Here is a 24753-nt window from a genome sequence, read left to right as displayed (position 1 = left end):
GAGCGGTTGCAACTCCCGCGAACCGTCTTACCTTGGGGATATGGACACGATCGAGCTGGATGCCGAGGAGCTGCAGCTGATGCGTTCGGCGCTGAACAGCTACCTCCAGGCCTTCGGCCACAACGAAGCCGACCTGGTCAAAGCCACCCGCGCCCTTCTCGCCAAGCTCCCCGAGCAGGTAGACAGCCAAGCCAGCTGACCCACCCCCGCGCACGGCAGGCGTGTGCGCGGTGATCCCGTGCCCAACCCCGGCCAGCCCCCGCCGGTCCCCCACGCACGCGCCCACCCCAGCGCGCTCGCCGCACTCGCTGAGGTCCTCCACGCGGGAGGGGTTATCCCCGCGCGTGGAGGGTTGTCCGCCCGTGTACCAGCGGAGAACCCCCAACTCGAACGGATAACCCCTCCCGCGCGGGCAGCCTGAGGAGCGTCCGGGGGGCGAGGCGGTGGGGTGGCAGGGCGGTGGGGTCGGCGGGGTTGGTGGATCGGCAGGTGGACAGGTAGTGCACCGCGGTACGGCGTACGCACGGGTGGGTTCACGCTCAGGTGCACTACCCCGGAGCGTGACACCTCCTGTCGAGCTGCCGGTCCGCGACAACGCCGCGTGCCTTCGCCACCACCGTCGCGCGACTACGATCGCCCCGCCCGGATCGCGTGCCGGCCGAGGAAGCGGGCGGCACGCGAGAGGTTATCCCCGCGTGTTGGGGGTTCTGCGCTCGTACACCACCGGATAACCCATCACGCGAGCGGATAACCCCTCCCGCGCGGGCAGCTGAACCGGGCGGACCGGTGGCGGGAGGGGCTTGTGGGGTGAACTGTGTGCTGTCCCGGGACTGTTTCAGCTGCGGGGGCGGACGGTGAGGGGGACGGGCTTTCTGGTGTCGGTGAAGAAGTCGTTGCCCTTGTCGTCGACGACGATGAAGGCGGGGAAGTCCTCGACCTGGATCTTCCAGATGGCTTCCATGCCGAGTTCGGCGTACTCGAGGACGTCGACGGACTTGATGCAGTCCTGGGCGAGCCGGGCCGCGGGGCCGCCGATGGAGCCGAGGTAGAAGCCGCCGTGGTCCTTGCAGGCCGCGGTCACCTTCGCGGAGCGGTTGCCCTTGGCAAGCATGACGAACGAGCCGCCGGCGGCCTGGAACTGGTCGACGTACGCGTCCATCCGGCCGGCCGTGGTCGGGCCGAAGGAGCCGGACGCGTAGCCGTCGGGGGTCTTCGCCGGGCCGGCGTAGTACACCGCGTGGTCGCGCAGGTACTGCGGCATCGGCTCGCCGGCGTCGAGGCGCTCTTTGATCTTCGCGTGCGCGATGTCCCGCGCCACCACGAGCGGTCCGCTCAGCGACAGCCGGGTCTTGACCGGCAGCTTGGACAGCTCGGCGCGTATCTCGCTCATCGGCCGGTTCAGGTCGACCCGGACGACGTCGGAGTCGTCGAGGTGCTCGTCGGTGGTGTCCGGCAGGAAGCGCGCCGGCTCCCGCTCGAGCTGCTCCAGGAACACGCCCTCGGGGGCGATCTTCGCCAGCGCCTGCCGGTCCGCCGAGCAGGAGACCGCGATCGCGACCGGGCAGGACGCACCGTGCCGCGGCAGCCGGATCACGCGGACGTCGTGGCAGAAGTACTTCCCGCCGAACTGTGCCCCGATCCCGAACTGCTGCGTGAGCTTGAAGACCTCCTCCTCGAGTTCCACGTCCCGGAACCCGTGCCCGACCGGCGATCCGGTCGTCGGCAGCGTGTCGAGGTAGTGGGCGGAGGCGTACTTCGCGGTCTTCAGCGCGTACTCGGCCGACGTCCCGCCGACCACGACCGCGAGGTGGTACGGCGGGCAGGCCGCCGTACCCAGCGACCTGATCTTCTCGTCCAGGAACTCCATCATCCGCGACGGGTTCAGCACCGCCTTGGTCTCCTGGTAGAGGAACGACTTGTTCGCCGACCCGCCGCCCTTGGCCATGAACAGGAACTTGTACGCCGGGTCGCCGGCGCCCGCCGGAGTCGAGTACAGCTCGATCTGCGCGGGCAGGTTGGAGCCGGTGTTCTTCTCGTCCCACATGCTCAGCGGGGCCATCTGGGAGTAGCGGAGGTTCAGCTTGGTGTAGGCGTCGTACACGCCGCGGCTGATCCACTCCTCGTCGACCGCGCCGGTCAGTACGCCCTCGGACTTCTTGCCCATCACGATCGCGGTACCGGTGTCCTGGCACATGGGGAGCACGCCGCCGGCCGAGATGTTCGCGTTCTTGAGCAGGTCGAGCGCGACGAACCGGTCGTTCCCGGACGCCTCCGGGTCGTCGATGATGCGGCGCAGCTGGGTCAGGTGCGCGGTCCGCAGGTAGTGCGAGATGTCGTGCATCGCCTCGGAGGTCAGCTGCTGCAGCACCTCCGGCTGCACCTGCAGGAACGTCCGGTCGCCCGCGGTGAACGTGCTGACACCTTCGGTCGTCAGCAGCCGGTACTCCGTCTCGTCGGCGCCCAACGGCAACAGGTCGGAGTAGTTGAAGTCGGCAGACACCGGGCATACCTCCAGCAGGAGTGGACTGAACGCCCAAAGCCTAGTTCTCCCCGCCGGACCGGCCGACGCGACCTCCGTCTCACCCGCCGGTGAGGCGACCCTCACTCCGCAGCTCCGAATCAGGGGCCCGGTCAGGGGGGAATGGGGGAAGAAACGGGCGGCAGGCGGGGTGCTGCGCGCGTATGGTTCTGAGCGTGGCTCAGGATGACGTTCCCCAGGAGAACCGACCGCAGGATGTCGTGCCCGCGCAGGCGCCGACCGGTGACGAGTTGGCGATGCGGCGACGGGTTTCCGACCTGGAGCGGGAGGAAGTCGCCGACGTACTGCGGGAGGCCGCGGGCGAGGGGCGGCTGTCGTACGCCGAACTCGAGGAGCGGCTCGAGACGCTGTACTCCTCCAAGACGTACGGCGAGCTCGTCGAGCTGACGTCCGACCTTCCGAACGGTCTGCAGGCCCCCGGTACGTCGGCAGTCCCGTCCGGCGGGTCGCAGTACAGCGGGGCGCTGGTCGAGTCCGGGCCGGTCATCAATGTGATCCTGTCCGACACCAAGAGGACGGGTAACTGGCTGGTGCCGCGGCGCCAGGAGGTGAACGCCGTCCTCGGCGACGTCACGCTGGACTACACCGAGGCGCAGATCCCGTTCGACGAGATCCAGGTGGACGTGAAGTCGATCCTCGCCGACGTGAAGATCCGCGTTCCGCAGAACGCGATCGTGGTGCTGGACAGCAACCCGATCCTCGGCTCGATCTCCGAACAGGAAGCCGGCCTGAAAGCCGTCCCCGACCCGAACGCCCAGTCGGCGGCGCCCCTGCGCATCCACATCCGCGGCACCGCCGTCCTCGGCGAGATCAAGATCAAACGCGGCCCCCGCCTGAGCAAACGCCTCGGCCTCACCTGAGCTGGCGCTGCTGCTCCGCCAGCACCTCGTCCAGCCACGTCCGGAACGACTCCAGGTCGTTCACGTGGCTCTGAGCCAGGGTGAGGTTCTTGGCCCAGATGTCCTTCGGGAACACTTCCAGCCGTCGGAACAGCCGTGGACCGGAGACAACGCCGATCGAGCTGATCTCGGTCCAGGGCATGGAGCGTCGACGTCCCAGGTGGATTCCGCGCTGATCGACGACCAGGAGCGGGCGCTGCGTGATCAGCTGCCAGCTGATCGCGACGAGGCCGGCGAGATACCCCAGAATCATCAGGTAGCCGAGGAGACGGTCGCCGCTGTCGAGGATGTCCGGGATGCGCGTGGCATAGCTGAGGGACACGACGACCACAAACAGCATCGGTCGCTGGGCGATCGGCGATCGGCGCAGGGGAAACTCGACGCGCCCGTTGCGGTGCATCTCGACGATCCACGCCTCGGGTAGGCGTTCACCCATGACCTTCATGTCGTCCCCCAGCCGCGTGACCCCGCCCCCGGAGCAGGGTCACTGTACTCCGGCTGGTCAGTTTCGGTGAGCGGTCGCGGTCCAGCGGCCGGAGTGGCGGTTGATCTCGATCGGGTGGGCGAACGTCGTCGAGATCAGTTCGGTGGTGATGGTGTCCTCGACCGGGCCGGCGGCGAGGAGGCGGCCCTCGGTGATGAGGGCCGCGTGGGTGGTGCAGGTGGGGAGTTCCTCGAGGTGGTGGGTGACCAGGACCCACGCCAGGTGCGGGTGACTGGCGTCGATCTGGTCGAGGGTTTCCAGGAGCTGCTCGCGCGCGGCGACGTCGAGGCCGGTGGAGGGCTCGTCGAGCAGGAGCAGCTTCGGGTCGGAGATGAGGGAGCGCGCGATCAACGCGCGGCCGCGCTCGCCCTGGGACAGCGTGGTCCAGGACGAGGCGGCGATCCCGCCGATGCCGAGCAGGTCGATCAGCTCCCGCGCCCGCTCCACCTGAGCGGGGGTCGGCTCCCAGCGCGGCATCCGTTCGATCGTCCCGGTCAGGCCGGTGAGCACGATGTCGAGGATGCTCAGCGGAGAGCGGAGCGGGTGCCGCGGGTTCACGTGCCCGATCGACTCGCGCAGGGTGCGAATGTCGACCGTACCGAGGCGTCGTCCGAGGATCTCGACGGTGCCTCGGGTCGGATGGGTGATCGCTCCGCACAGGTTCAGCAGGGTGCTCTTGCCGGCCCCGTTCGGCCCGAGCAGCGCCCAGCGCTCGCCCTCGCCGACGGTCAGGGAGACGCCGCCGAGCAGCACTTTGCCGTCGCGGACGAAGTCGACATCCTTCAGTTCGAGCACCCGTAAACCTCCTCGTACAACGCCTTCAACTCTTCCGGACTCGCTTCCCGCCCGGTGCCGTCCGTGTGCTGCTGCACCCGCCGCGCGAACGCCCGCTCCTCCGCGGCCGGCAGGCGAATGCCGTACACAGACTCCAGCACGTGTGCGATCCCACCCTTACCCGACTGGCTGTTCACCCGGACCACCGCCTCGTACCCACGCCCCACATCGGCCGGGTCGATCGGCAGGTACGGCACCTCCCAAGCACCAGAACCCTGTACGGCGAATCCCTTGCGGATCGCGTCCTGGTGCGTGCCCGAGAAGGCGGTGTACACGAGCTCACCGACGTACGGGTGCCGCGGATGGATCGGCATCCGGGTGCAGTGCTCGACGACTTCGCGGATCCGGTCGATCTCGGAGAAGTCCACCATCGGGTCGACGCCCTGCGCGTGCAGGTTGAGCGCGAGGGTCGCGATGTCGACGTTGCCGGTGCGTTCGCCGTTCCCGAAGATGCAGCCCTCGACGCGTTGCGCTCCGGCCAGTACGGCGAGTTCCGCGCAGGCGATCCCGGTCCCGCGATCGTTGTGCGGGTGCACCGACAGGATCACACCGTCGCGACGCGGCAGGTTCTGGTGCATGTACTCGATCTGGTCGGCGTAGACGTTCGGCGTCGCCACCTCGACGGTCGCCGGCAGGTTCATGATCACCGGCCGCTCGGGCGTCGCGTCCCACTGCTTGGTGAGCTGGTCCGCGAGCTCGAGCACGAAGTCCGGCTCGGTCAGGTTGTACACCTCGGGCGAGAACTGGAACCGCACCGAGTCCCCGGCCAGCCGCAGGATCTCCTCGGACCCGGCGTAGATCATCGACGCCAGCTCGTCGCGCGACTTCCGCAGTACGACGTCCCGCCACACCGGCGCGGTCGCGGCGTACATGTGGATGACGACGTCGCCGCGCATCCCGGCGACGGACTCGACGGTGCGCTCGATGAGATCGCGGCGGGCGGGGGTGAACACGACGACGGTCACGTCGGACGGGACGAGGTCGGAGGTCGCCAGCATCCGGACGAAGTCGAAGTCGGTCTGCGACGCGGACGGGTAGCCGACCTCGATCTCCTTGTAGCCGATGGCAACCATCAGCTCGAAGAAGGTGCGCTTGCGCTCGGGGTCCATCGGGTCGGCCAGGGCCTGATTGCCGTCCCGGAGATCGACCGGTACCCACAGCGGGGCGCTGGTGATCCGGCGGTCCGGCCAGGTGCGGTCGACCGGCGCGACCGGGACCTTCGCGAAGACGTCGCGGTACCGGTGGCTGGGCATGGGGGAGGGCTGCTGGCGATTCATGGTGGGTCCTTCCGGGGAGTGCGGGGCAGGACCGGCGGGCGACGGCACTCCACGGAGGGAGCGCCGATCGAATCAGCTCCCGCCGTGGCGGCGAAGAAGGAGAAGGCCCGGGAGCTTGCGCATGCCGAGCACGCTATCAACTCCTCAGACAAGCTGACAACCTGAGTTCCTCTAAACTACCCGCATGATTCGCCGTCACCCGCTGGCCGAGCAGGCCGCCGAGGAGTTGCTGCGCCGGATCGGGAGCGGTGAGTGGACGCTCGGCGCCAAGCTCCCCGGCGAGACCACGCTGGCGGCGCAGCTAGGGGTTGGCCGGTCCACGATCCGGGAGGCCGTGCGTGAACTGGCCGGGCGCCGGGTGCTGGAGAGCCGGCAGGGTGCGGGCGTGTTCGTGATCGCGCTGCAGGCGGCCGAGGACTGGGACAAGGTGTTGCGCAAGGCCGACATCACCGACGTCCTGGAGGGGCGCCTGGCGATCGAGACCGAGGGGGCTCGGCTGGCGGCGTCACGTCGTACGCCAGCGGATCTGAAGGACTTCCGCTACACGCTTGCGGACCGGAAACGGGCGGCCGCGAACGCGCCGGACGACTGGTACATCGAGGCGGACCTCGCGTTCCACCGAGCGGTGGTGACGGCCGCGCACAACGCCGTACTGACGGAGCTGTTCGACACGTTCGTGCCGCGGATCCGGCGGGCGATGATCGACATGCTGAAGCTGGACGACGAACATCGCCACCGCCACGACCAGGCCGCGCACGAGGCGATCGCGGACGCCATCCGCGCCAAGGACCCCGACTTGGCCGCGACGCGCGCCCGCGAACACCTCAGCGCGGTGCGAAGCTCACTGGCCTAGTCGCGGTGCTGTTCGAGGAGTGATCGCAGCCACGGCGTGAGCGCGGCCAGATCCTCGACGTTGTCCTGCGGGATCGAGATCGGCCGGGTACGGCGGTCCGCCGGCGTGACCTGGACCGTCCGAGCGAGTGGCAGACCGGCCGGGCCGTCGATGCTCGTGATGCCGGACCAGGGGAGGTTGCGGCCGCGGCTGATCCCGTCGCTGTCGATCCGGACCACGGGGCGATTGGTGATCAGCTGCCACGCGGTCAGCGCGGTCCCGTAGACGAACGCGGCCAGTGCGGTGAGGCGGAGCACGCTGAGGGTGCCGGTGAACCCGTCGGACTGCAGGTGGTCCACGTTCGTCCACGCGGACGCCACCATCAGCAGGCCGAAAGCCGCTAGCCGCACCACGAGCCGGCCGCGGCGTGGCGGGAACTCCACGCTGCCCTTGGACTCCAGCTCAGCGGACCACGTCTCGGCGGACACTCATGAACCCCACTTCGCAGTGTGCTCGGCCGCGGTCGGCGGGTCGGCGCCGTGGCGGGTGCAGGTGATCGCCGCCGCCTTCACCGCGTAGTCCACGACGTCGCGCAGGTCCTCGAACGTCAGTCCGGCGAGCCGCCGTTCGCCGAGCAGCCCGCGCGCGTCCAGACCGGCGATCAGCGCCGACATGAACGAGTCGCCCGCGCCGACGGTGTCGACGACCTCGATCACCGGCGCGGTCACGTCGACCCGTGCGTCGCGGCTGACCCCGAGCGCGCCCTTGCCGCCGCGGGTGATCACCACGCACTGGGTCCGCTCCGCGGTCAGCAGCTCCTCCGCGATGTCCTCCGGATACATCCCGGGTCGGAGGAACTCGCAGTCCTCATCGCTGAGTTTGACCAGGTCGCTCAAGGCCGCAAGCGCCCGTACCGCTTCCCAGGTCGCGACGGGGTCGGGGGTGATGCTCGGGCGCGCGTTCGGGTCCAGCGTCACGGTCACCGGCTGATCGGCGACCGACTCCAGGAACTCCCGGATCGCTGCCGCGCCGGGCTCCAGGACGGTCGCGATCGACCCGGTGTGGATCGCCGGACAGCCGCGGGACAGCGACAGCGCCGGAGGCTCCCACGCGATGTCGAACTTGTACGTCGCGACGCCGGCCGCATCGAGCGTCGCGGTCGCGGTGCTGGTCCGGAACTTGGGGTCGACCGAGCCCGGCGCCAGCTGGACGCCGTTCCCGAACAGGTGCGCCCCGAGCTGATCGCCGTACGCGTCGGTCCCGAACCGCGTCACCAACTCGGTCGGTACGCCGAGGCGCGCCAGCCCGACCGCGACGTTCGCGGGAGACCCGCCGGGGGTCGCGTTGGTCTTGCCGTTCCCGTTCCCGTTACGAGGCTTGGCGGCACTGCCGACGATGTCCACGAGGGCCTCACCGACGACGAGCAGAGGGACGGTCACTGGGCCTCCCGGCCGGGACTGAGGAGCATCGGAAGCAGGGACGGCTCGGAGCCACAGCCCCGGGACCACGGCGGAGGCGCGGCCGAAAGCACAGTGCTCATCGCGCGTGCTCGAAGTCGATGGCGGAGTACGCGCGGAGCTTGGACAGCTGGTGGACGCTCTCGATGCTGCGGATCGTGCCGCTGCGCGATCGCATCACGAGCGAATGGGTGCGCGCGGTCGAGCCGCCGTACCGGACGCCGCGGAGCAGTTCGCCGTCGGTGATGCCGGTCGCGACGAAGAAGCAGTCGTCGCCGCCGACCAGGTTGTCGGTGTCGAGCACCCGGTCCAGGTCGTGGCCGGCGTCCAGCGCCTTCTGCCGTTCCGCGTCGTCGCGCGGCCAGAGCTTGCCCTGGATCTTGCCGCCGAGGCACTTCATCGCACAGGCCGCGATGATGCCTTCCGGCGTACCGCCGATCCCGAGCAGCATGTCCAGGCCGGTGTCCGGCCGGGCCGCCTCGACCGCGCCGGCCACGTCACCGTCGGAGATGAACTTGATCCGCGCGCCGGTCGCCCGGATCTGCCGGGCCAGGTCCTCGTGCCGCGGCCGGTCCAGCAGGACGACGGTGACGTCGTCGACCGTGGAGCCCTTCGCCTTCGCGACCCGGCGGATGTTCTCCGCGACCGGGAGCCGGATGTCGACCACCTCGGCGGCCTCCGGGCCCACGACGAGCTTCTCCATGTAGAAGACCGCGGACGGGTCGTACATCGAGTTCCGCGGCGCCACCGCCATCACGGCGATCCCGTTGGCCATGCCCTTCGCGACCAACGTCGTACCGTCGACCGGGTCGACCGCCACGTCGCACTCCGGTCCGGCGCCGGAGCCGACCTGCTCGCCGTTGTAGAGCATCGGGGCGTTGTCCTTCTCGCCCTCGCCGATCACCACGACGCCGTTCATCCCCACGGTGCCGATCAGCGTCCGCATAGCGTTCACGGCCGCGCCGTCAGCGCCGTTCTTGTCACCACGGCCGACCCAGCGCCCCGCCGCCATCGCCGCGGCCTCGGTGACCCGCACCAGTTCGAGCGCGAGGTTCCGGTCGGGCGCATCGGCCTCGACTTCCAGATGGGCAGGCGGAGTCGTCGGATCGCTCATGCTTCCACCTCGCTGGCGCTCGGCTCCAGCACGAGCGATAGATCGGCTCTGCTGGTTGGTCGCTCGCTGCGCTCGCTCATGCCAACGGATCGTAGCCAACGGCCCGAGGGGGTGTTCGGGCGGATTGCGCCTCGGGAGACACTGTGGGTATGAGTTCGACAGGTCAGGATGCTTCCAACGAGGCTGCGGCGCGGGAGCGGGCGCAGATCCAGGCGGAGGCGAACGAGTACCGGCAGGCGTACCGGCGGGACAAGCGGAAGTCGCAGACCGTCGGCAACATGGTGTTCGCGCTGCTGATCTGTCTCGTCGTGGTCGCGTTCCTGATCATCGTCACCTGGCGGCCGAAGCAGGAGACGGTCAAGGCCGTCGAGTACACCGCGCAACTGCAGGACGCCCGCAAGGCCGCCTCCTGGGTGCTCGGGCCGGAGCCGATGCCGTCCGGGTGGACCGCGACGAGCGTCGAGTTCCGCTCACCTCAGCAGGAGCCGATGACCTGGCATCTCGGCGTCGTCACGAACGAGAAGAAATACGTCGGCCTCGAACAATCGAATGTCTCCGGCGGCAAATACCTCGCCGACAAGCTCGGCAGAACCACCGACGACGGTACGACGACCGTCGACGGGGTGACCTGGCAACGCAAGGTTCTGCTGGACCGCAAGGGCGAGAACGCGTTGGTGCGGATAGGTTCCGGAGTGACCACGATCGTCACCGGAAATGCCGGATATCCGGCCCTCGAAACGTTCGCCGTGACCTTGCACTGAGTGGTTTTCGTCGCACCGAGTGCCGGTGAGTTTCCCGGGCACCGCCGGGTTTCGCTGCGTATTACCGAGTTTCCGCCGGCGCGCTGACCAATTTCCGGGCATTTCCGCCCACTTTCCGGACGGTCGTTGACACGTGCCCTCGGCAATTGGTTCGATCGATGCACGGCTTGTGCACGCTCGGGGACTAGCGGAAGGGCCAACCATGGTCGCGCCGTCCCGGGTGAAGGGTTGACCCGCCGATGTTCATCACCGGGATCTTGCTGGGTGCCGACGGCTCGCCGCATCTCGGCACTCCGTGGCAGCTCCTGGCCTACGGCGGCGGCACGCTGTTCGGTGCGGCGCTCGAGAGCGCCCGCGAGTGCTCCTTCGACCAGTTGGTGGTGACGCTGGGCAGCGCCTCGGAGGCCGTCCACGAGCGGATCGACCTGGACGGAGTGCGGGTGGTCGAGTCCCCGCACTACGACACCGGGAGTTCCTCGATCGTCCCGGCCCTCGACGCGGTCGACCGGCGGGCCGACGGGATCGTCGTCCTGCCGGGTGATCAGCCCGGGATCACGTCGGCCGCCGTCTGGTCGCTCGTCGCCGAGGCCGCGACACCGATCGGCGTCTGCCGGTACGACGACGGCGACGGCTACCCGTGCTGGTTCGGGCGCGAGCTGTTCGGCGAACTCCGCACGCTCCGTAGTGACGCGGACCTGTGGACCTCCGTCCACAGCGGCGTCCACCGCATCACCAGAGTCGATGCCATCGGCAACGTCCCGCCCCGCGTCACCACCTGGGCCGAGTACCACCGGCTCCTCTCCGGCACCCCCATCCCCGAAGAGCTCCCGCTCGACACCCACCCGATTCCCGTAGCCCCGATTGCCCGCCCCCGCCGCCGTACCGCCCCCTGACCACAGCGGCGCCGGACCGTCGCGCCCAACCCACCGCAGCGACGGTGCACAAGAAATGGTGAGCGAGCACAGGTTATTGCCTGTACTCACCCACCAGATGGTGTTCAAGCCCACGCGACAGGCCATCAGGCCGCCAGCGCTCCGCGCAGATGCCGGTGCGTGACCGTCGCGACCCGGGCCCCGAGCGCGGCCGCGGTGCGCAGGTCGGTCGCCGGCGGCGCCTTCTCCGCGGACAGGTCCGCGTCGGACTGCGCCATCGCGCCCATCCAGCTGCCGAGCCGGTTCAGGTCCTCGATGCTCGCGGTGCTCTCCGCCCAGCCCGGGTAGATGTCCAGGCCGACCCAGATCATCCCGTGCTGCGCCGCGAACACCGCCAGGTCGACCAGGCTGTTCAGCTTGTCGCCGGACATCGCCTTCGAGTTGGTGAAGCCGGCGGCGATCTTGTCCCGCCAGCCGAGATCGGCGGCCCAGACCCGCACACTCTCCTCGGCGAACTTCTTGAACACCCAGCTCGGGCTCCCCATGTACGTCGGAGCTCCGAAGACGATCGCGTCGGCTGCGGTGAGCCGCTCCCAGACGTCCTCGGTCAACTCGTCCAGCGGGACCAGGTCGGCCGTCGTGTCCGGGACCGACGTGGCCCCGGCCGCGACCGCCTCGGCCTGCTTCGCGGTGTGCCCGTAGCCCGAGTGAAAGGCGATCGCGATCCGGGCGGGAGTGTTGCTCATGCTTCCTCCTGAGTCTTTAGCGGACTACAGTCCGTCTTATGAACGACAGTACCGGACCGCGGTCCGCTTCACAACGGGATCTTCCGGTCGTGGGGGAGCCACGCCCGGAACGCGCCGACGCCCGCCGGAACCGGCTCCGGGTGCTGGAGGCCGCGGATCGGTTGTTCACCGCGCACGGGGTGCAGAACGTGTCGCTGGACGCGATCGCCGCCGAGGCGGGCGTGGGGAAGGGGACGGTGTTCCGCCGGTTCGGGGACCGCGCGGGGCTGGCGGTCGCACTGCTCGACGAGCGCGAGCAGGAACTGCAGGCGAGGATCATCAGCGGTCCGCCACCACTCGGTCCGGGAGCGCCGCCGTTGGTGCGGTTACTGGCGTTCCTCGACGCGTACCTCGACCTGCTGGACCGGCACGTCGCGCTGTTCATGGACAGCGAGAACGCGTCAGACGGCGCGCGCTACCGGATCGGTTCGTACCACCTCTGGCACCGGCACCTGTCGCACTTGATCGAGTCCGCCCGTCCGGACCTCGACGCGGACTACACGGCGCACGTACTGCTGGCGCCGCTCGCGGCCGACCTGCACAACGCCCTGCGGACACAGGGTTTCGAGCTCGACCGAATGCGGGCCGGCCTCGCCGCGATCGCCAAGAACCTGCTCAGCGCCTGAACTTCCATCGTCGTCGTACGCCTCGAGACCGGCCATGAACGCCTTCTCCTGCTCCGGCGACAGCGTCAGCTCCCAGGACTACCTCTGCTCGGCGTGGAACGTGTAGAAGTCGTCGCCGTTCAGCGGGTCGCGGATCAGGTCACCACTCGCCGAATCGGTGCGGCTTTGCGCAACCTTCACGTCAGGTCGCGGATCAGCCTGATTTCCGGGAGTTTCCCGAGCGAGGAGTACGTGCGGCCGGCGGTCTCGGTGAACCCGTACCGCGTGTAGAACGTGCGCGCGCGGATATTTGCCTCAAGCACCCAAAGCCCCACATTGGTACAGTCCGCGGCCCGCAGATCGGCACACGCCGCGTCGGTCAGAGCCCGCCCCGCGCCGGTTCCCCAGTGGTCAGGATGCACGAAGAGCGCGTACAACTCACCGCTGCGCGGCGGCGCCTCCGGATCGCGCTCGGGCCCGACACCGGCGTACCCGATGACTTTGTCTTGGCGTACGGCGACGTGGATTCGGGAGCGGCCGGCGGCGATGCTGTCGGTCCAGGAGGTGGCGATCGCCGACGGGTCCATCGCGTCGAGGAAATCCTGGGGGACCAGGCCGGTGAACGCGGCCCGCCAACTGGCGACCCGCGCCTCGGCGGCGCCCGGGAGATCTTCTGGCCGGGCCGAACGGACGATCAGTTGGGTTTTTCCTCGTGGGCGGCTTGGGCCTTGGCGAGGCGTTCGCGGGCGCCGTCGAGCCAGCGCTGGCACGTGGTGGCCAGCTCCTCGCCGCGCTCCCACAGGGCCAGCGACTCCTCGAGCGTGGTACCGCCGGCTTCTAGCTTGCGGACCACCTCGACGAGTTCCTCGCGGGCCTGCTCGTAGGTGATCTCGGGTCGGTCGCCGCTCACGTGTTCTCCTCGGACTTGACTTCGACCGTGAAACGGCCGTCGGTGACCCGCGCCTGCAACAGATCACCCGGCGCGACCTGCGCCACTTCCCGTACGGCGGTCCCGTCGGCGAGCTGCAGCACGGAGTACCCGCGCTCGAGGGTCGCCTTCGGGGACAATGCCCGCACACTCGCCAACCGGTGCGCGATGTCGTCGCCGGCCCGGTCGAGCCGGTGCGTCAGGGTCCGCCGGCTCCGCTCGATCAGCGCCAGGACCTCGTCGGACCGGCGCTGCAGATCGGTCACCGGCGCCGCCAGCGCCGGCCGGCTCCGGATCGCCGCCAAAGCATGCGCTTCCCGATCCAGCCACGACCTGATCGCCCGCGAGCCGCGCTCGCGCAGCAGCCGCACGCCGTCCAGCTCCTCGCGCACGTCCGGCACGATCCGCTTCGCCGCGTCGGTCGGCGTCGACGCCCGCAGATCCGCGACCAGGTCGAGCAGTGGCGAGTCCGGCTCGTGGCCGATCGCGCTCACGACCGGCGTACTCGCCTTCGACACCGCGCGGATCAATCCCTCGTCGGAGAACGGCAGCAGGTCCTCCAGCGATCCGCCACCGCGCGCGATCACGATCACCTCGACCGACTCGTCCGCGTCCAGCTTCCGCAGCGCGGTCATCACCTCGCCGGCCGCCGACGGCCCCTGCACCGACGCGTACTCGATCCGGAACGCGACCGCCGGCCACCTCCGCTTCGCGTTCTCCAGCACGTCACGCTCGGCCGCCGAGTCGCGCCCGCAGATCAACCCGATCGTGTGCGGCAGGAACGGCAGCTTCCGCTTCCGGTGCGGCGCGAACAGGCCCTCGGCGCCGAGCAGTTGCTTGAGCCGCTCGATCCGGGCCAGCAGCTCACCGATGCCGACGTGCCGGATCTCGTTGACCGCGAGCGCGAGCGTCCCGCGCCGGGCGAAGAAGTTCGGCTTGGCGTTCACGACGACCCGCGAGCCGTCTTTCACCGGCGGGTCGACCGCCTCGAACACCCGGCGGTTGCAGGTGAACCGCAGCGAGATATCCGCGTCGGTGTCCCGCAGCGTGCCGAAGACAGTCGTCGTACCGCGCCCGATCGAGACGTCGGTCAGCTGTCCCTCGACCCACACGGCACCGAGCTGGTTGATCCAGCTGGCGATCCCGTTCGCGATCGTGCGAACGGCCGCGGGTGCGTCCGGTGAGGTCTCCAAAGCCACCCCCAGACCCTACGACCCCGCACCGACAATCACTAACGTTGAGTGATGCGTCCGCTGCTACTGCTCGATTTCGACGGTCCGCTCAACCCGCACGCGGCCGACGGAATCCCGCCCGGGTACGTGCGGCACGAGATCACTGAGGGCGCAAAGACCTGGCGGGTCCTGCTCAACCCGAGTCACGGCGGACAGCTCAAGGAGCTTGCGAAAACGTTTGAGCTGGTGTGGGCGAGCAGCTGGGAGGACGGCGCGAACCGGCTGCTCGGGCCGCGGCTCGGCCTGCCGCCGCTGCCCACGATCCGGTGGCCGGATCGCAAGCCGGTACGCCATGGTTCCTGGAAGGCGCCGTACGTCGCGGAGTGGGTCGGCGATCGTCCGTTCGCCTGGGTGGACGACGAGGTGGGGGAGTTCGAACGAACACGTTTTCCGGGGGCGCACCAACTGATTCTCCGGGTCGATCCCCGGACCGGGCTGACCGAGCGGGACTTCGAGGAGCTCCGGGTGTGGGGCGGCGGAAAACCCGTTGCGGACAAGGCGTTTCCGTCGCATTCTTGACGTGCTGGAACACCTCCCACGGGGGAGCCGTCCGGACAGGGCGGACGGCTCCTCGACGTCCGATGGACCTCCGCTTCGGCATGCTGTCGGCATGCGAGAGCAGGAAGTGATCGGGTACGCGCGGCTGTACGGGCCACTGGCCGTGGTGTCGGTGGTGATCTCGTTCCAGCCGATCCTCCCGCCGGACTACGGAACGCTGTGGGAGATGGCCGGCCGCCAGGGTGGCGGACCGGCGATTCTCGGTGCGCTGCTGATGGGCGCGATGATCGCGCTGCTGGCGCACGCGAGCTTCCGTCCGGCGACGACCGTGGCGGTCCCGACCGGGATCGCGGTGCTCGCGGGCCTGATCGTGGTGATGCTGCTCACAAAGCCGGGCACGCGGAGCCCGACGCCGGAGCTGACTTCGTTCGGTGATGCCGCTGTCGCGGTGGTGTGCTGCACGTGTGCGCTGGCGGTTTCGCACCTGGTACGACTCCGGCGGCGTTAATCCGGGCCCGTACCATGGGGACCGTGACTGCCCAGCCTGACAACACCGGTACTTCGACCGCGACCAAGACCAAGCGGGTGCTGCTTGCGGCCCCCCGCGGGTACTGTGCGGGCGTCGACCGGGCGGTCGTGGCGGTGGAGAAGGCCCTCGACCTCTACGGTCCGCCGGTGTACGTGCGCAAGGAGATCGTGCACAACAAGTACGTCGTCCAGACGCTGCAGAAGCGTGGCGCGATCTTCGTCGACGAGACCGAAGAGGTCCCCGAGGGCGAGACGGTGATCTTCTCCGCGCACGGTGTCGCCCCGGTGGTGCACGAGGAGGCGGCGGCGCGGCAGCTGAAGACGATCGACGCGACCTGCCCGCTGGTGACGAAGGTGCACCACGAGGCGAAGCGGTTCGCGGCGACGGACTACGACATCCTGCTGATCGGTCACGAGGGCCACGAAGAGGTCATCGGCACCTCCGGCGAGGCCCCGGACCACGTGCACCTGGTCGACGGGCCCGACGACGTACCGAATGTCGTTGTCCGGGACCCGGAGAAGGTCGTCTGGCTGTCGCAGACCACGCTGTCCGTCGACGAGACGATGGAGACGGTACGCCGCCTGCGCGAACGGTTCCCGCACTTGCAGGACCCGCCGAGCGACGACATCTGCTACGCCACCCAGAACCGTCAGGCCGCGGTGAAGAAGCTCGCGCCCGAGGCCGACCTGATGATCGTGGTCGGTTCGCGGAACTCGTCGAACTCGGTGCGCCTGGTCGAGGTCGCGGTCGAGCACGGCGCCAAGGCCGGCTACCTGGTCGACTTCGCCGACGAGATCGACGAGGCCTGGCTCGAAGGTGTCGACGCGGTCGGCGTCAGCAGCGGCGCGAGCGTGCCCGAGGTGCTGGTGCGCGACGTCCTGCGCTGGCTCGCCGAGCGCGGCTACGCCGACGTACAGGAAGTCACCACCGCGGAGGAGAGCCTCACCTTCGCCCTCCCCCGAGACCTCCGCACCGACCTCAAAGCGGCCGGGCTCCCCACCACCGGCACCTCAGACCACGCCTGGACTATTTGATCCTGATCAGGGTGCTGGCCTTCGTGTCGAACCAGCCCCGCGTGCCGCAGAAGCCCACCCGGTACGTGAACTTGTAGGTGCCTGGCTTCGTGTAGGTATGGGTGTCGATCAGATACGTCTGGCTGCCGTGCTTCAGTTCTTTGGTGGTGCAATCGAGCGGCCCGCCGTCGGAGCCCCCGGGAATGCCCTCACCGAAGCTGTAGTCGGATCCGCTCGACAGGTCGACGAACAGGCTGTCGGCCGACAACAACGTGTTCTCGGGCTGGACCGTGGGGATGAAGGCCTTGCCGGAGACGGTGATGTTCATCGTTACCGTGCGGCCTTTGATGGTTGGTTTCAGGAGGACCTGGATCGGCGGGGGTGGCGGGAGGGGCTTGGCTGTTGGTGGGCCGGTGATCACGGTCTTGGGGGCGCCGGGGGTGTTCGTGACCGGCGGGGCGCCGCCGATGTTCGTGACGTTGCCGAGGGCAAGGGCGATCGCCACTACGCAGGCCGTGGCGATACCGACCACGCCGGCGGTGCGGCGGCGGCGTACCTTGCGGACGCGGGCGAACACTGCCTCGCTCGGGACGGCGCTCGGCGGTGGTGGTTCGGCGACCAGTTGGTCGAAGCGGCTCTTCAGGTCTTCGGTCATGGCTCAGCCCTCCTTCTGGGCAGGGGCGGAGACGGCGGCGACCAGATGATGCTCGCGGAGCTTGGCCAGTCCGCGGGAGACGTTGCTCTTCACCGTCCCGAGCGAACAGCCCATGATCTGGGCGATCTCGGCTTCCGGCAGATCCTCGAAGTACCGCAGGACGAGCGTCGCGCGAGTCCGCCGGGGGAGCGTGGCGAGTGCCCGGAGCAGCAGGTCACGATCGTCCACGACGCCGTACTCCGACGGTCCTGAGGACTGGTGCGGTTCGGGGAGATGCTCGGTCGGCGTCTCGCCCTTCCATTTGCGGCGCCACCACTGGGTGCTGGTGTTCACCATGACGGTGCGGGTGTAGCTCTCCAGCGCGTTCCCGCTGCGCAGCGAGGCGCGGTGGAACCACACCTTCGTCAGCGATGTCTGCACGAGGTCCTCGGCGAGATGCCACTCGCCGGTCAGCAGGTATCCGAACCGCTGCAACGCCGTGAACCGCCCGTCCACGAAGTCCGCGAATTCCCGATCCCGTCCTGGATCCATGGCCACATACCCCCAGCTCTCATCCGGTCAGGAGTGTGATGAGGCGAGGGTTCCGAAAGGTTGAGCTGTGATCGGACAGTGCGGAGCTTGTGATGTTCAGCCGTCGTACGCCGCCTGCGCCTTGGTGATCGCCGGCATGTTGGTCTCGGCCCAGTCGGTGAGGACGGCGATCGGGGCGATCAGCGAGGCGCCCAGGGGCGTGAGGGTGTAGACGACGCGCGGCGGGATCTCGGCGAAGACCTCGCGGGTGATCAGGCCGTCGCGCTCCAGGCGGCGCAGAGTCTGGGTGAGCACCTTGGGCGCGACCCGGCCGATCCCGTCGCGGAGCTCGGTGAACCGCAGCGGGCCGTCGCGCAGCAGCAAGACAGCGAGCACCGTCCACTTGTCGCCGATCCGGTCCAGGATCACCCGGGTCGGGCAGTTCGGGTCGAAGACGTCGCCTTTGGTTACCACAAGGTACTTATAGCACGTTGAAGTAGCCAGTTACCAATGGATACTGTCCAGCTCAGACCTCACAGACAGGAGTAAAGATGAAGATCGCGGTGTACGGCGCGAGCGGCATGGTCGGCAGCCGGGTGGCGGCCGAGGCGGTGAACCGTGGACACGAGGTGACCGGCGTGACGCGATCCGGCGGTGACCTGCCGACCGGCGTCCGCGCGGTCCAGGCGAGCGCGAACGACGTCGCGACGGCCAAGGAGCTCGCGGGCGAGTCGGACGTGCTGGTCGCGGCGATCGGTCCGAGCCGGGACGGCGGCGACCACCAGCACTACCTGGACGCGGTCGACAATCTGATCGCCGCGGTGCGGGGGACGGCGACCCGGCTGATCGTGGTCGGCGGCGCCGGCAGCTTGGTTGTCAACGGCAACCGGGTGGTGGACGGCCCGGACTTCCCGGCCGAGTACAAGAACGAGTCGCTGACCGTCTCGCAGGCGTTGGAGAACCTCCGCGCCAGCGACGTGAACTGGACCATGCTGTCCCCGGCGTTCGTGATCGCCCCCGGCGAGCGGACCGGTGTCTTCCGGCTCAGCCTCGACGAGCCGATCGGCGACCACATCTCCGCCGAGGACTACGCGGTCGCGCTGATCGACGAGCTCGAGAAGCCCGCCCACAACCGCCAGCGCTTCACCCTGGGCTACTGAGCGGCTTGCCGAGATACCCGCGGGCCAGCATCGTCACCCACTGGTAGACGGCGTCCTCCGCGGGTGCCAGCGGGCCGGGCCGGAAGTGCGGTGACTCGGCGCCGCGCTGGACCGACTCGCACGCGGCCCAGTCCTCGCGGTTGGTGATGTCCCAGAACTCCACGGCGTACGACGGGTCGGTCACCTCGGGACGGAAGTACCAGGAGCATTCGATCGCGGTCAGTCCGGGAGCGCGTGGCTCGAGTCGATGCGTCATCACGTAGTCGGGGTGCAGTGAGAGCAACAGGTTCGGGAACAGGCCGACGTAGTTGACCTGTCGTGGGTTCACACCTGGCAGCGGGACTCCATGCGACCGGCCGTCGAGCGACATCGTCTCGGCGTCCGGCCGCAGGTCCATCAACCCGCCGACCCACGCGCCGGGCAGATCCCAGTTGTCGCCCGACGACGGCGGCGACACCTTGCAGAGCTCGGGATGGATCAGCGGGCAGTGGTAGCACTCGTGGTAGTTCTCCACGATCGTCTTCCAGTTGGCCGCGACGTCGTACGAGTGCCGGGCCTTCATGACCAGCGATTCCGGCGCGTACGGCGCGACGAGATCCGTCAGCCCGCCGACGTGGTCCGAGAACGCCTCCGCCGTACCGGTCGCGTTCACGAACAGCCACCCCTGCCATACCTCGGCCGGCAGTTCGACCAGCCCGTACGGCGTGGGGTCGAAGGCGTCACCCATCCTCGGTGCGGCCTTCACCGACCCGTCGAGCTCGTACGACCATCCGTGGTACGGGCACACCACCGCGCGGCGGTCGCTCGTCTCGTCGCGCTGCAACAGCTCGTGCCCGCGATGCCGGCAGGTGTTGGCGAACGCCCGCGGCCGGTCCCCGAACGTGACAACGGTCGCGATGTCACCAACGGTCACCTCGCGGTACGTCGTACCGCCGGCCAGCTCGTCGACGCGGCCGAGGCACGTCCACGTCCCGGCGAAGAAGTGCCGGCGTTCCCACGCGAGCACGTCCGGATCGACATACGCCGCCCGCGGCAGCATGACCGACTCGCCGTGCGGCCGTAGCGAAGCTTCCAGCGCGTCAAAGGGGAGCATCTACCAACTATCGGGCGAACTCCACGTACTTGCCCAGCACGTAGTCCCAGCCGGTGTCGTAGCTCAGGCGCGCCCGCCCGCCGCCTTCGCCGCTTCCTCGCCGACCGAGTGGCTGAAGAGCGGCCACCACGCCGACGTCTCCGCGGTGAATGCCTCGAACGCGCGGTCGACGCCGACCGGTACGACAACGGTCTTCACCAACGGTGACAGGTCTTGTTCCACAGTCATGTCCGTTCCTCCTCGGTCCGCCGGACGTGGTCGGCGTACGCCTGCAGCGTGTCGCCCCAGAACTGGTCGAGCCAGCTGCGCAACTCGTCGAGACCCGCCTGGTGGACGCGGTAGATGTTCCGCGTCCCGCGCGCCTCGTGCCGCACCAGCCCGACCGCGCCGAGCACCTTCAGGTGCTGCGAGATCGCGGGCCGGCTGACCGGGACGTGGTCGGCCAGTACGCCGACCGAACACGGCCCGCCGGTCCGCAGCGTCTCGAGGATCACCCGCCGGGTCGGGTCGCCCAGTGCGTCCAGCACCGGCCCGACGGCGGCGAGTGATCCGTAAGTCTCCACGAACGGTAAGTTGCCACTAACGGACCGAGGAGGCAAGCCTCAGTTGAAGGGATCGAGGATCAGTCCGGCGTCCTGGGGGTTGCCGTCGTGAACCAGGGCCTCGTGGTTGCCGACGTCGTCGAACGCGAAGCCGTACGCCTTGCCGTCGGCCATCTGGGCGTGGATGGCCTTCGAGTAGTGGTTGGTGACGCCGTCCTTGTAGAAGTTCGCGTCGTTGGCGTCCGGCTGGTTCGGGTTGGTCAGCAACGTCGAGCGGTTGTAGCCGGCGCACAACGTGCGCGAGATCGGGCCGCGGACCTGGTCGTTCGGTGCGTCGAGCAGCTTCGCGCAGCCGAAGACACTCGCCGCGTCCGGCTTCTGGAAGGACGTGACGACCGCACCGGAGCTGTTGGTGAAGTTCATGACGTTGCCCGACACCTTGCCGAAGTACTTCGTGTCGGGCTGGTCGCCGAACGGCGTCACCGTCAACGTGTCCGAGCTGTACTTCGACCAGACGCGGTTGATGTAGTCGTCCATCACGTTCGCCGGGAGCGCGCCGGTCTCGACGCCGTACGACGGGGAAAGCACCCGGATGACCGAGCCGTCCGAGCCCTTCTGGATCAGGCCGCCCCAGCCGCCCGCGGTGTTCTTGAGCGCGTCGTAGACCGCGTTGTAGCCACCGGACTTGAGGTGCCCGGTGGTGTTGCCGTTCACGCTGACCGCGTACGGCGCCGAGAACATGTCCACCTGTGTGCTGTTGATCCACAGCCCGCTGTCGTTGAGCGTGTACTCCGACCAGTTGAACAGGATGTTCCGGTTCGGATCGTCCGGGTTCTGTACGGCGGGTTGCACCAGGCCGCCCGTGGTCAGTTTGAAGACCAGCTTCTGGCCGTACGAGAAGTAGACCCGGCCGGAGAACTTCGGCATCTGGATCGTCACCGACTGGCCGTTGCCCGGTCCCTGGATCGACGCGTCGGGCGCCGGGGTGGGCGGGTTGCCGCCGGCCGGCCAGGCGTGGAAGGTGCCGGACGCATCGGCCCAGCCCTGCTGGCCGGTCGCCAGATTCGTGCCCAGGTTGTAGATGTAGACCGCGTCGCCACGGCCCGAGTTGTTCGTGATCTTGAGCGGAATAGTTGCCGGTACTGCGTCCTGTGCCGCCTCGGCCGCACGATGCGGCGCAGCCGACAACACACCGGCCACCGCCACCGCAGCCGCGACAACGCCTGCAATTCGCGTTCTGACACGCATTCGTTTCTCCTCACGTCCGCCTGAGAGAGCGCTCTCATCGTTCCGTGAAGAGGCCACCGGCTGTCAACAGCCCATCACTGTCGGCTTTCCGACATCAGTCCTGCGGCGCACCCTCGCCGGTGAGGCCGTCGATCGACTCCCGGATCAGATCGGCGTGGCCGGTGTGCCGGGCGTACTCCTCGATCAGGTCGACGAGGATGTAGCGCAGACTCGGCGACTGCCCGCCGCGACCCTTCCACTGGGCCAGTTGGTCGACCCCGCCCTTGGCGAGCACCTCGGCGACGGCGGCGCGGGAGCGCGCGACCGACGCCTCCCACAGCGCCATCAGCTCTTCGGGGGAGTCGTCCGCCGCGCTGCTCCACTCCCAGTCCGGGTCGGCGTCCCAGTCGACGGCGTCCCACGGAGCGCCGAGTTCCTGGCCGAGCAGCCGGCGAGTGAAGTACTCGTCCTCGACCAGTGCGAGGTGCTTGAGCAGTCCGCCGAGCGTCACCGTCGACGGCGGGTGCTTCGTGGCGAGACCGGCCGCGTCGAGACCGCCGCACTTCCAGGCGAACGTCCGCCGATTGCGCTCGAGCGCACCGAGCAACGTGTCGGCCTCGGGCCCGGCGATCGGCGGCTCGGTCAAAGGTGCGTTGTCCATACCGAGCACGCTAACGGTGGTTCCGGACGATCACCGTCCGGAACGCGTCAGCCGGCCTGTGACGGCGGCCACCGGTGGGTCGTCGGAGCCTCGTCGAGAGCGAGGAACTCCGGCGCGGTCAGCGGACGAACCGACGCCTCGATCGACTCCATCGCGGTCAGCTCGGCCTCCGTGACGTGCAGGTCGCGGAGCTTCCGCGCGGTGATGAACACCCGCCGCTCGAACGAGCCGACGGTGCCGTTGTACGCCTCGACCGCGGACGTCAACGACCTCCCCACGCGCCCCAAGTGATCGCCCATAGTCCCGAGCCGTTCGTACAACTCCCGCCCGAGCTCGAACACCTGCTGCGCCGACTCGGTCAGCGCCGACTGGTTCCACGCGTAGGCCGCGGCGCGCAACGTCGCGATCAGGGTCGTCGGCGTCGCCAGGATCACCCGGCGCTCAGCGGCGTACTCCAGCAGGGTGGGCTCGATGTCGAGGGCCGCGGACAGGAACGACTCGCCCGGCACGAAGAGGATCACGAACTCCGGTGACGGCGAGAGACGCGTCCAGTACGCCTTCGCCGCAAGCTGGTCGACATGCGTGCGCAGGTGCCGCGCGTGTGCTCGCAAGCGGTCCTCGCGGACGTCCGCGTCATCCGACTCGCTGGCATCGAGGAACGCGGCGAGCGGCACCTTCGAGTCGACGACGAGATTCTTGCCCTCGGCAAGTCGGACCACCAGGTCCGGCCGCAGTACGCCGTCCTCGCCGACCGTCGTCGCCTGTTCGGTGAAGTCGCAATGCGACACCATCCCCGCGAGCTCGACGGTCCGGCGCAGGTGCAGCTCGCCCCATCGTCCACGCACCTGCGGCTTCCGCAACGCGGTCGACAACGACGCGGTCTCGCGACGCAACGCCTCGCCACTCATCCGCACCTCGTTGACCTGCTGGTGCAGCTGGCTCTGCCACGCGGCCCGGCCCTGCTCGAGCTTGTTCAGCTGCGCGTGCAGGCGATCGAGCGCCTCCTTCACGACCGCCTGTCCGCCCATCTGCGCACCGACCGACGTCCGCTCCTGGGTCAGCTCGACGACCCGGTCCTCGGCCGCGTCGCGCTCGGCGGTGATCCGCGCGAGCCGTGAACCGTCCCGCCCGCGCGCCCAGAGCACACCGAACGCAGCACCCAGCAGCAGCCCGATGAACAGGAAGAGCAGGATCAGCAACAGCGTCGTACCGGTCATGTCACTGATAGTGCCGAACCCCACCGACAGTTTCCGGAATCCGCGCTCAGTGAGTCGCCGCGGCCTCGATCACGTACGTCGTACTCGCGGTGGCGACCGTGTCGACGAGGGTGAGGCCGGCCGATGCGAGCAACACGCGGTACTGGTCGGTCGTGCGCTCGCGGCCGCCGGTCATGATCAGCATGTTGACGTCCGAGAACGCCGTCCGGACGGGATCCGGCGACCGGTCGAGCAGTTGCTCCACGAGCAGCACGCGACCGTCCGTCGGCAGGGCGCGGCGGCAGTTGCGGAGGATCTCGATCGACTCGGCGTCCGCCCAGTCGTGGATCACCGACTTCAACACCAGTGCGTCGCCGGCCGGCACGCTGTCGAAGAAGTCGCCGCCGATCACCTGGAACTGCTCGGTGTCCGCGCCGGCGACCACATCGGGCTGGTCGAACAGCACACCGTGGATGGTCGGGTAGCGCTCCAGAATGCCGCTCAGAAACCGCCCGTGCCCGCCGCCGACGTCGACCACGCTGTCGTACCGGCTGAAGTCGTACGCCGTGACGACCGCGTTGGAAACCGCGTCCGCCATCGACGTCATCGCGGCGTCGAACGCGTCCTGCTCGTCGGGATGCTTGGCGCGGTACTCCCACACCGGTTCGCCGTGCACGATCGAGAACGCGGTCTCTCCGGAGCGGATGCACTGCTCCAACGCGGCGTACGCCTCCCAGTGAGAACCGGTCCCCACGAACCGGGCCCAGCCCGCGACCGAGCGCGGTACGTCGACCCGGAGCGCCGCACCGAGCTCGGTGTTCGCGAAGCTGCCGTCGTCGGCCGTGTACAGGCCGAGTGCGGTCAAGGCGTGCAGGAGTCGAGCGAGCGCTTGTTCGTCGGCGCCGCTCGACTCGGCGAGCTCGGCCAAGGTCCGTGGACCGGCGGCGAGCGCGTCGCTGATCCCGAGCCGAGCGGCGACCGAGATCGCTTGGGACACCTGGTACCCGCCGATCAGGCGGAGCAACTCCCGAGAAGCATCCATGGGGCATT

31 protein-coding genes are annotated in these 24753 nt (G+C 68.9%); 10 read left to right on the top strand and 21 right to left on the bottom strand.

Annotation, left to right across the window (positions count from 1 at the left end):
- Window positions 1–40: 40 nt before the first annotated feature.
- The gene (locus AC0662_RS27945; protein ID WP_452199818.1) at window positions 41–199 is read left to right on the top strand and encodes a hypothetical protein; all 159 of its coding nucleotides are present in this window, start codon (window positions 41–43) and stop codon (window positions 197–199) included.
- A 636-nt stretch (window positions 200–835) separates the two neighbouring features.
- Here AC0662_RS27945 and AC0662_RS27940 read toward each other — a convergent pair.
- Window positions 836–2500 carry a fumarate hydratase gene (locus AC0662_RS27940; protein WP_478304317.1) on the bottom strand — a complete coding sequence of 555 codons (1665 nt, stop codon included), beginning with the start codon at window positions 2498–2500 and terminating at the stop codon, window positions 836–838.
- A 194-nt stretch (window positions 2501–2694) separates the two neighbouring features.
- Between AC0662_RS27940 and AC0662_RS27935 the strand changes: the two genes are divergently transcribed.
- Window positions 2695–3399 carry a DUF1707 SHOCT-like domain-containing protein gene (locus AC0662_RS27935; RefSeq protein ID WP_478304315.1) on the top strand — a complete coding sequence of 235 codons (705 nt, stop codon included), beginning with the start codon at window positions 2695–2697 and terminating at the stop codon, window positions 3397–3399.
- Here AC0662_RS27935 and AC0662_RS27930 read toward each other — a convergent pair.
- From AC0662_RS27930 to AC0662_RS27920, 3 genes are read right to left on the bottom strand one after another with little or no spacing between them, the layout of a single operon-like run.
- Complete coding sequence (locus AC0662_RS27930; RefSeq protein WP_478304313.1) at window positions 3392–3883, bottom strand: hypothetical protein; 492 nt, start codon at window positions 3881–3883, stop codon at window positions 3392–3394. The two genes, AC0662_RS27935 and AC0662_RS27930, sit on opposite strands and share 8 nt — an antisense overlap.
- 57 nt (window positions 3884–3940) lie before the next feature.
- Window positions 3941–4717, bottom strand: a complete 777-nt coding sequence (locus AC0662_RS27925; RefSeq protein WP_452199826.1) for an ABC transporter ATP-binding protein — start codon at window positions 4715–4717, stop codon at window positions 3941–3943.
- Entirely contained in the window at window positions 4705–6033 is a 1329-nt protein-coding gene (locus tag AC0662_RS27920; protein WP_452199828.1) for a 2-isopropylmalate synthase, read from the bottom strand. Before AC0662_RS27920 ends, AC0662_RS27925 begins: the two co-directional genes overlap by 13 nt.
- Before the next feature lie 184 nt (window positions 6034–6217).
- Between AC0662_RS27920 and AC0662_RS27915 the strand changes: the two genes are divergently transcribed.
- On the top strand, window positions 6218–6886 hold the full coding sequence (locus AC0662_RS27915) for a FadR/GntR family transcriptional regulator (RefSeq protein WP_452199829.1): 669 nt from the start codon (window positions 6218–6220) through the stop codon (window positions 6884–6886).
- Here the strand turns inward: AC0662_RS27915 and AC0662_RS27910 are convergent.
- From AC0662_RS27910 to glpX, 3 genes are all read right to left on the bottom strand, one after another.
- Window positions 6883–7353 (bottom strand): hypothetical protein, encoded by a 471-nt coding sequence (locus AC0662_RS27910; RefSeq protein ID WP_452199831.1) that lies wholly within the window; start codon window positions 7351–7353, stop codon window positions 6883–6885. The two genes, AC0662_RS27915 and AC0662_RS27910, sit on opposite strands and share 4 nt — an antisense overlap.
- Window positions 7354–8304: a carbohydrate kinase family protein gene (locus AC0662_RS27905; RefSeq protein ID WP_478304309.1), complete on the bottom strand. Its 951-nt coding sequence runs from the start codon at window positions 8302–8304 to the stop codon at window positions 7354–7356.
- A 97-nt stretch (window positions 8305–8401) separates the two neighbouring features.
- Entirely contained in the window at window positions 8402–9436 is a 1035-nt protein-coding gene (gene glpX, locus AC0662_RS27900; RefSeq protein ID WP_478304307.1) for a class II fructose-bisphosphatase, read from the bottom strand.
- A gap of 149 nt (window positions 9437–9585) precedes the next feature.
- Between glpX and AC0662_RS27895 the strand changes: the two genes are divergently transcribed.
- Window positions 9586–10197 carry a DUF4245 domain-containing protein gene (locus AC0662_RS27895; RefSeq protein ID WP_452199836.1) on the top strand — a complete coding sequence of 204 codons (612 nt, stop codon included), beginning with the start codon at window positions 9586–9588 and terminating at the stop codon, window positions 10195–10197.
- 239 nt (window positions 10198–10436) lie between these two features.
- The gene (locus AC0662_RS27890) at window positions 10437–11090 is read left to right on the top strand and encodes a nucleotidyltransferase family protein (protein ID WP_478304305.1); all 654 of its coding nucleotides are present in this window, start codon (window positions 10437–10439) and stop codon (window positions 11088–11090) included.
- A gap of 125 nt (window positions 11091–11215) precedes the next feature.
- Here the strand turns inward: AC0662_RS27890 and AC0662_RS27885 are convergent, their stop codons facing one another.
- Entirely contained in the window at window positions 11216–11815 is a 600-nt protein-coding gene (locus AC0662_RS27885) for a flavodoxin family protein (RefSeq protein ID WP_452199841.1), read from the bottom strand.
- Window positions 11816–11853: 38 nt separating this feature from the next.
- Between AC0662_RS27885 and AC0662_RS27880 the strand changes: the two genes are divergently transcribed.
- Window positions 11854–12480 carry a TetR/AcrR family transcriptional regulator gene (locus tag AC0662_RS27880; RefSeq protein WP_478304303.1) on the top strand — a complete coding sequence of 209 codons (627 nt, stop codon included), beginning with the start codon at window positions 11854–11856 and terminating at the stop codon, window positions 12478–12480.
- Between the two features lie 176 nt (window positions 12481–12656).
- Here AC0662_RS27880 and AC0662_RS27875 read toward each other — a convergent pair whose 3' ends face one another.
- From AC0662_RS27875 to xseA, 3 genes are read right to left on the bottom strand one after another with little or no spacing between them, the layout of a single operon-like run.
- Window positions 12657–13229: a GNAT family N-acetyltransferase gene (locus AC0662_RS27875; protein WP_452199845.1), complete on the bottom strand. Its 573-nt coding sequence runs from the start codon at window positions 13227–13229 to the stop codon at window positions 12657–12659.
- A complete protein-coding gene (locus tag AC0662_RS27870; RefSeq protein WP_452199847.1) occupies window positions 13154–13369 on the bottom strand; it encodes an exodeoxyribonuclease VII small subunit in 216 nt (71 codons plus the stop codon). Before AC0662_RS27870 ends, AC0662_RS27875 begins: the two co-directional genes overlap by 76 nt.
- Complete coding sequence (gene xseA / locus AC0662_RS27865; protein ID WP_452199849.1) at window positions 13366–14586, bottom strand: exodeoxyribonuclease VII large subunit; 1221 nt, start codon at window positions 14584–14586, stop codon at window positions 13366–13368. The genes AC0662_RS27870 and xseA overlap by 4 nt, the downstream gene beginning before the upstream one ends.
- A 45-nt stretch (window positions 14587–14631) precedes the next feature.
- Between xseA and AC0662_RS27860 the strand changes: the two genes are divergently transcribed.
- The 3 genes from AC0662_RS27860 to AC0662_RS27850 all read left to right on the top strand — a co-directional run bounded on the left by AC0662_RS27860 (window position 14632) and on the right by AC0662_RS27850 (window position 16680).
- Window positions 14632–15138 (top strand): HAD domain-containing protein, encoded by a 507-nt coding sequence (locus AC0662_RS27860; RefSeq protein ID WP_478304300.1) that lies wholly within the window; start codon window positions 14632–14634, stop codon window positions 15136–15138.
- 91 nt (window positions 15139–15229) lie between these two features.
- On the top strand, window positions 15230–15625 hold the full coding sequence (locus tag AC0662_RS27855; RefSeq protein WP_478304298.1) for a hypothetical protein: 396 nt from the start codon (window positions 15230–15232) through the stop codon (window positions 15623–15625).
- A 14-nt stretch (window positions 15626–15639) separates the two neighbouring features.
- Window positions 15640–16680, top strand: a complete 1041-nt coding sequence (locus AC0662_RS27850; RefSeq protein ID WP_478304296.1) for a 4-hydroxy-3-methylbut-2-enyl diphosphate reductase — start codon at window positions 15640–15642, stop codon at window positions 16678–16680.
- On the opposite strand, the gene AC0662_RS27845 is transcribed toward AC0662_RS27850, so the two are convergent.
- The 3 genes from AC0662_RS27845 to AC0662_RS27835 all read right to left on the bottom strand — a co-directional run bounded on the left by AC0662_RS27845 (window position 16673) and on the right by AC0662_RS27835 (window position 18298).
- Window positions 16673–17314, bottom strand: a complete 642-nt coding sequence (locus AC0662_RS27845; protein ID WP_478304294.1) for a hypothetical protein — start codon at window positions 17312–17314, stop codon at window positions 16673–16675. The genes AC0662_RS27850 and AC0662_RS27845 overlap by 8 nt on opposite strands.
- A 3-nt stretch (window positions 17315–17317) precedes the next feature.
- On the bottom strand, window positions 17318–17845 hold the full coding sequence (locus AC0662_RS27840) for a SigE family RNA polymerase sigma factor (RefSeq protein WP_452199858.1): 528 nt from the start codon (window positions 17843–17845) through the stop codon (window positions 17318–17320).
- 96 nt (window positions 17846–17941) lie between these two features.
- Window positions 17942–18298 (bottom strand): winged helix-turn-helix transcriptional regulator, encoded by a 357-nt coding sequence (locus AC0662_RS27835; protein ID WP_452199859.1) that lies wholly within the window; start codon window positions 18296–18298, stop codon window positions 17942–17944.
- A gap of 77 nt (window positions 18299–18375) precedes the next feature.
- Between AC0662_RS27835 and AC0662_RS27830 the strand changes: the two genes are divergently transcribed.
- Window positions 18376–18984 (top strand): NAD(P)-dependent oxidoreductase, encoded by a 609-nt coding sequence (locus tag AC0662_RS27830; RefSeq protein ID WP_478304291.1) that lies wholly within the window; start codon window positions 18376–18378, stop codon window positions 18982–18984.
- On the opposite strand, the gene AC0662_RS27825 is transcribed toward AC0662_RS27830, so the two are convergent.
- From AC0662_RS27825 to AC0662_RS27795, 7 genes are all read right to left on the bottom strand, one after another.
- Entirely contained in the window at window positions 18968–20077 is a 1110-nt protein-coding gene (locus AC0662_RS27825) for an aromatic ring-hydroxylating oxygenase subunit alpha (protein ID WP_478304289.1), read from the bottom strand. The two genes, AC0662_RS27830 and AC0662_RS27825, sit on opposite strands and share 17 nt — an antisense overlap.
- A gap of 63 nt (window positions 20078–20140) precedes the next feature.
- Complete coding sequence (locus AC0662_RS27820; RefSeq protein WP_478304287.1) at window positions 20141–20305, bottom strand: hypothetical protein; 165 nt, start codon at window positions 20303–20305, stop codon at window positions 20141–20143.
- Window positions 20302–20640 (bottom strand): ArsR/SmtB family transcription factor, encoded by a 339-nt coding sequence (locus AC0662_RS27815; RefSeq protein ID WP_452199867.1) that lies wholly within the window; start codon window positions 20638–20640, stop codon window positions 20302–20304. The genes AC0662_RS27820 and AC0662_RS27815 overlap by 4 nt, the downstream gene beginning before the upstream one ends.
- A 39-nt stretch (window positions 20641–20679) precedes the next feature.
- Entirely contained in the window at window positions 20680–21867 is a 1188-nt protein-coding gene (locus tag AC0662_RS27810; protein WP_478304284.1) for a glycoside hydrolase family 64 protein, read from the bottom strand.
- Window positions 21868–21961: 94 nt separating this feature from the next.
- The gene (locus AC0662_RS27805; protein ID WP_478304282.1) at window positions 21962–22507 is read right to left on the bottom strand and encodes a DinB family protein; all 546 of its coding nucleotides are present in this window, start codon (window positions 22505–22507) and stop codon (window positions 21962–21964) included.
- Between the two features lie 47 nt (window positions 22508–22554).
- Window positions 22555–23724, bottom strand: coding sequence for a DNA recombination protein RmuC (locus AC0662_RS27800; RefSeq protein WP_452199872.1), 1170 nt, complete (start codon window positions 23722–23724; stop codon window positions 22555–22557).
- Between the two features lie 46 nt (window positions 23725–23770).
- Window positions 23771–24745 (bottom strand): methyltransferase, encoded by a 975-nt coding sequence (locus tag AC0662_RS27795; RefSeq protein WP_478304280.1) that lies wholly within the window; start codon window positions 24743–24745, stop codon window positions 23771–23773.
- Between the last annotated feature and the right edge of the window lie 8 nt (window positions 24746–24753).

It is taken from the genome of Kribbella sp. NPDC043289 (genome assembly GCF_056436705.1).
Note: the sequence above shows the minus strand (reverse complement) of the source record. Positions and strands in the feature narration are given on the sequence as shown.

Coding starts and splice junctions, on each gene's coding strand:
- AC0662_RS27920 (WP_452199828.1), bottom strand. CDS start 6,033: ATGAATCGCCAGCAGCCCTCCCCCATGCCCAGCCACCGGTACCGCGAC.
- AC0662_RS27810 (WP_478304284.1), bottom strand. CDS start 21,867: ATGCGTGTCAGAACGCGAATTGCAGGCGTTGTCGCGGCTGCGGTGGCG.
- glpX (WP_478304307.1), bottom strand. CDS start 9,436: ATGAGCGATCCGACGACTCCGCCTGCCCATCTGGAAGTCGAGGCCGAT.
- AC0662_RS27805 (WP_478304282.1), bottom strand. CDS start 22,507: ATGGACAACGCACCTTTGACCGAGCCGCCGATCGCCGGGCCCGAGGCC.
- AC0662_RS27840 (WP_452199858.1), bottom strand. CDS start 17,845: ATGGATCCAGGACGGGATCGGGAATTCGCGGACTTCGTGGACGGGCGG.
- AC0662_RS27860 (WP_478304300.1), top strand. CDS start 14,632: ATGCGTCCGCTGCTACTGCTCGATTTCGACGGTCCGCTCAACCCGCAC.
- AC0662_RS27945 (WP_452199818.1), top strand. CDS start 41: ATGGACACGATCGAGCTGGATGCCGAGGAGCTGCAGCTGATGCGTTCG.
- AC0662_RS27930 (WP_478304313.1), bottom strand. CDS start 3,883: ATGAAGGTCATGGGTGAACGCCTACCCGAGGCGTGGATCGTCGAGATG.
- AC0662_RS27855 (WP_478304298.1), top strand. CDS start 15,230: ATGCGAGAGCAGGAAGTGATCGGGTACGCGCGGCTGTACGGGCCACTG.
- AC0662_RS27880 (WP_478304303.1), top strand. CDS start 11,854: ATGAACGACAGTACCGGACCGCGGTCCGCTTCACAACGGGATCTTCCG.
- AC0662_RS27885 (WP_452199841.1), bottom strand. CDS start 11,815: ATGAGCAACACTCCCGCCCGGATCGCGATCGCCTTTCACTCGGGCTAC.
- AC0662_RS27825 (WP_478304289.1), bottom strand. CDS start 20,077: ATGCTCCCCTTTGACGCGCTGGAAGCTTCGCTACGGCCGCACGGCGAG.
- AC0662_RS27890 (WP_478304305.1), top strand. CDS start 10,437: ATGTTCATCACCGGGATCTTGCTGGGTGCCGACGGCTCGCCGCATCTC.
- AC0662_RS27800 (WP_452199872.1), bottom strand. CDS start 23,724: ATGACCGGTACGACGCTGTTGCTGATCCTGCTCTTCCTGTTCATCGGG.
- AC0662_RS27845 (WP_478304294.1), bottom strand. CDS start 17,314: ATGACCGAAGACCTGAAGAGCCGCTTCGACCAACTGGTCGCCGAACCA.
- AC0662_RS27795 (WP_478304280.1), bottom strand. CDS start 24,745: ATGGATGCTTCTCGGGAGTTGCTCCGCCTGATCGGCGGGTACCAGGTG.
- AC0662_RS27830 (WP_478304291.1), top strand. CDS start 18,376: ATGAAGATCGCGGTGTACGGCGCGAGCGGCATGGTCGGCAGCCGGGTG.
- AC0662_RS27915 (WP_452199829.1), top strand. CDS start 6,218: ATGATTCGCCGTCACCCGCTGGCCGAGCAGGCCGCCGAGGAGTTGCTG.
- AC0662_RS27850 (WP_478304296.1), top strand. CDS start 15,640: ATGGGGACCGTGACTGCCCAGCCTGACAACACCGGTACTTCGACCGCG.
- AC0662_RS27895 (WP_452199836.1), top strand. CDS start 9,586: ATGAGTTCGACAGGTCAGGATGCTTCCAACGAGGCTGCGGCGCGGGAG.
- AC0662_RS27820 (WP_478304287.1), bottom strand. CDS start 20,305: ATGACTGTGGAACAAGACCTGTCACCGTTGGTGAAGACCGTTGTCGTA.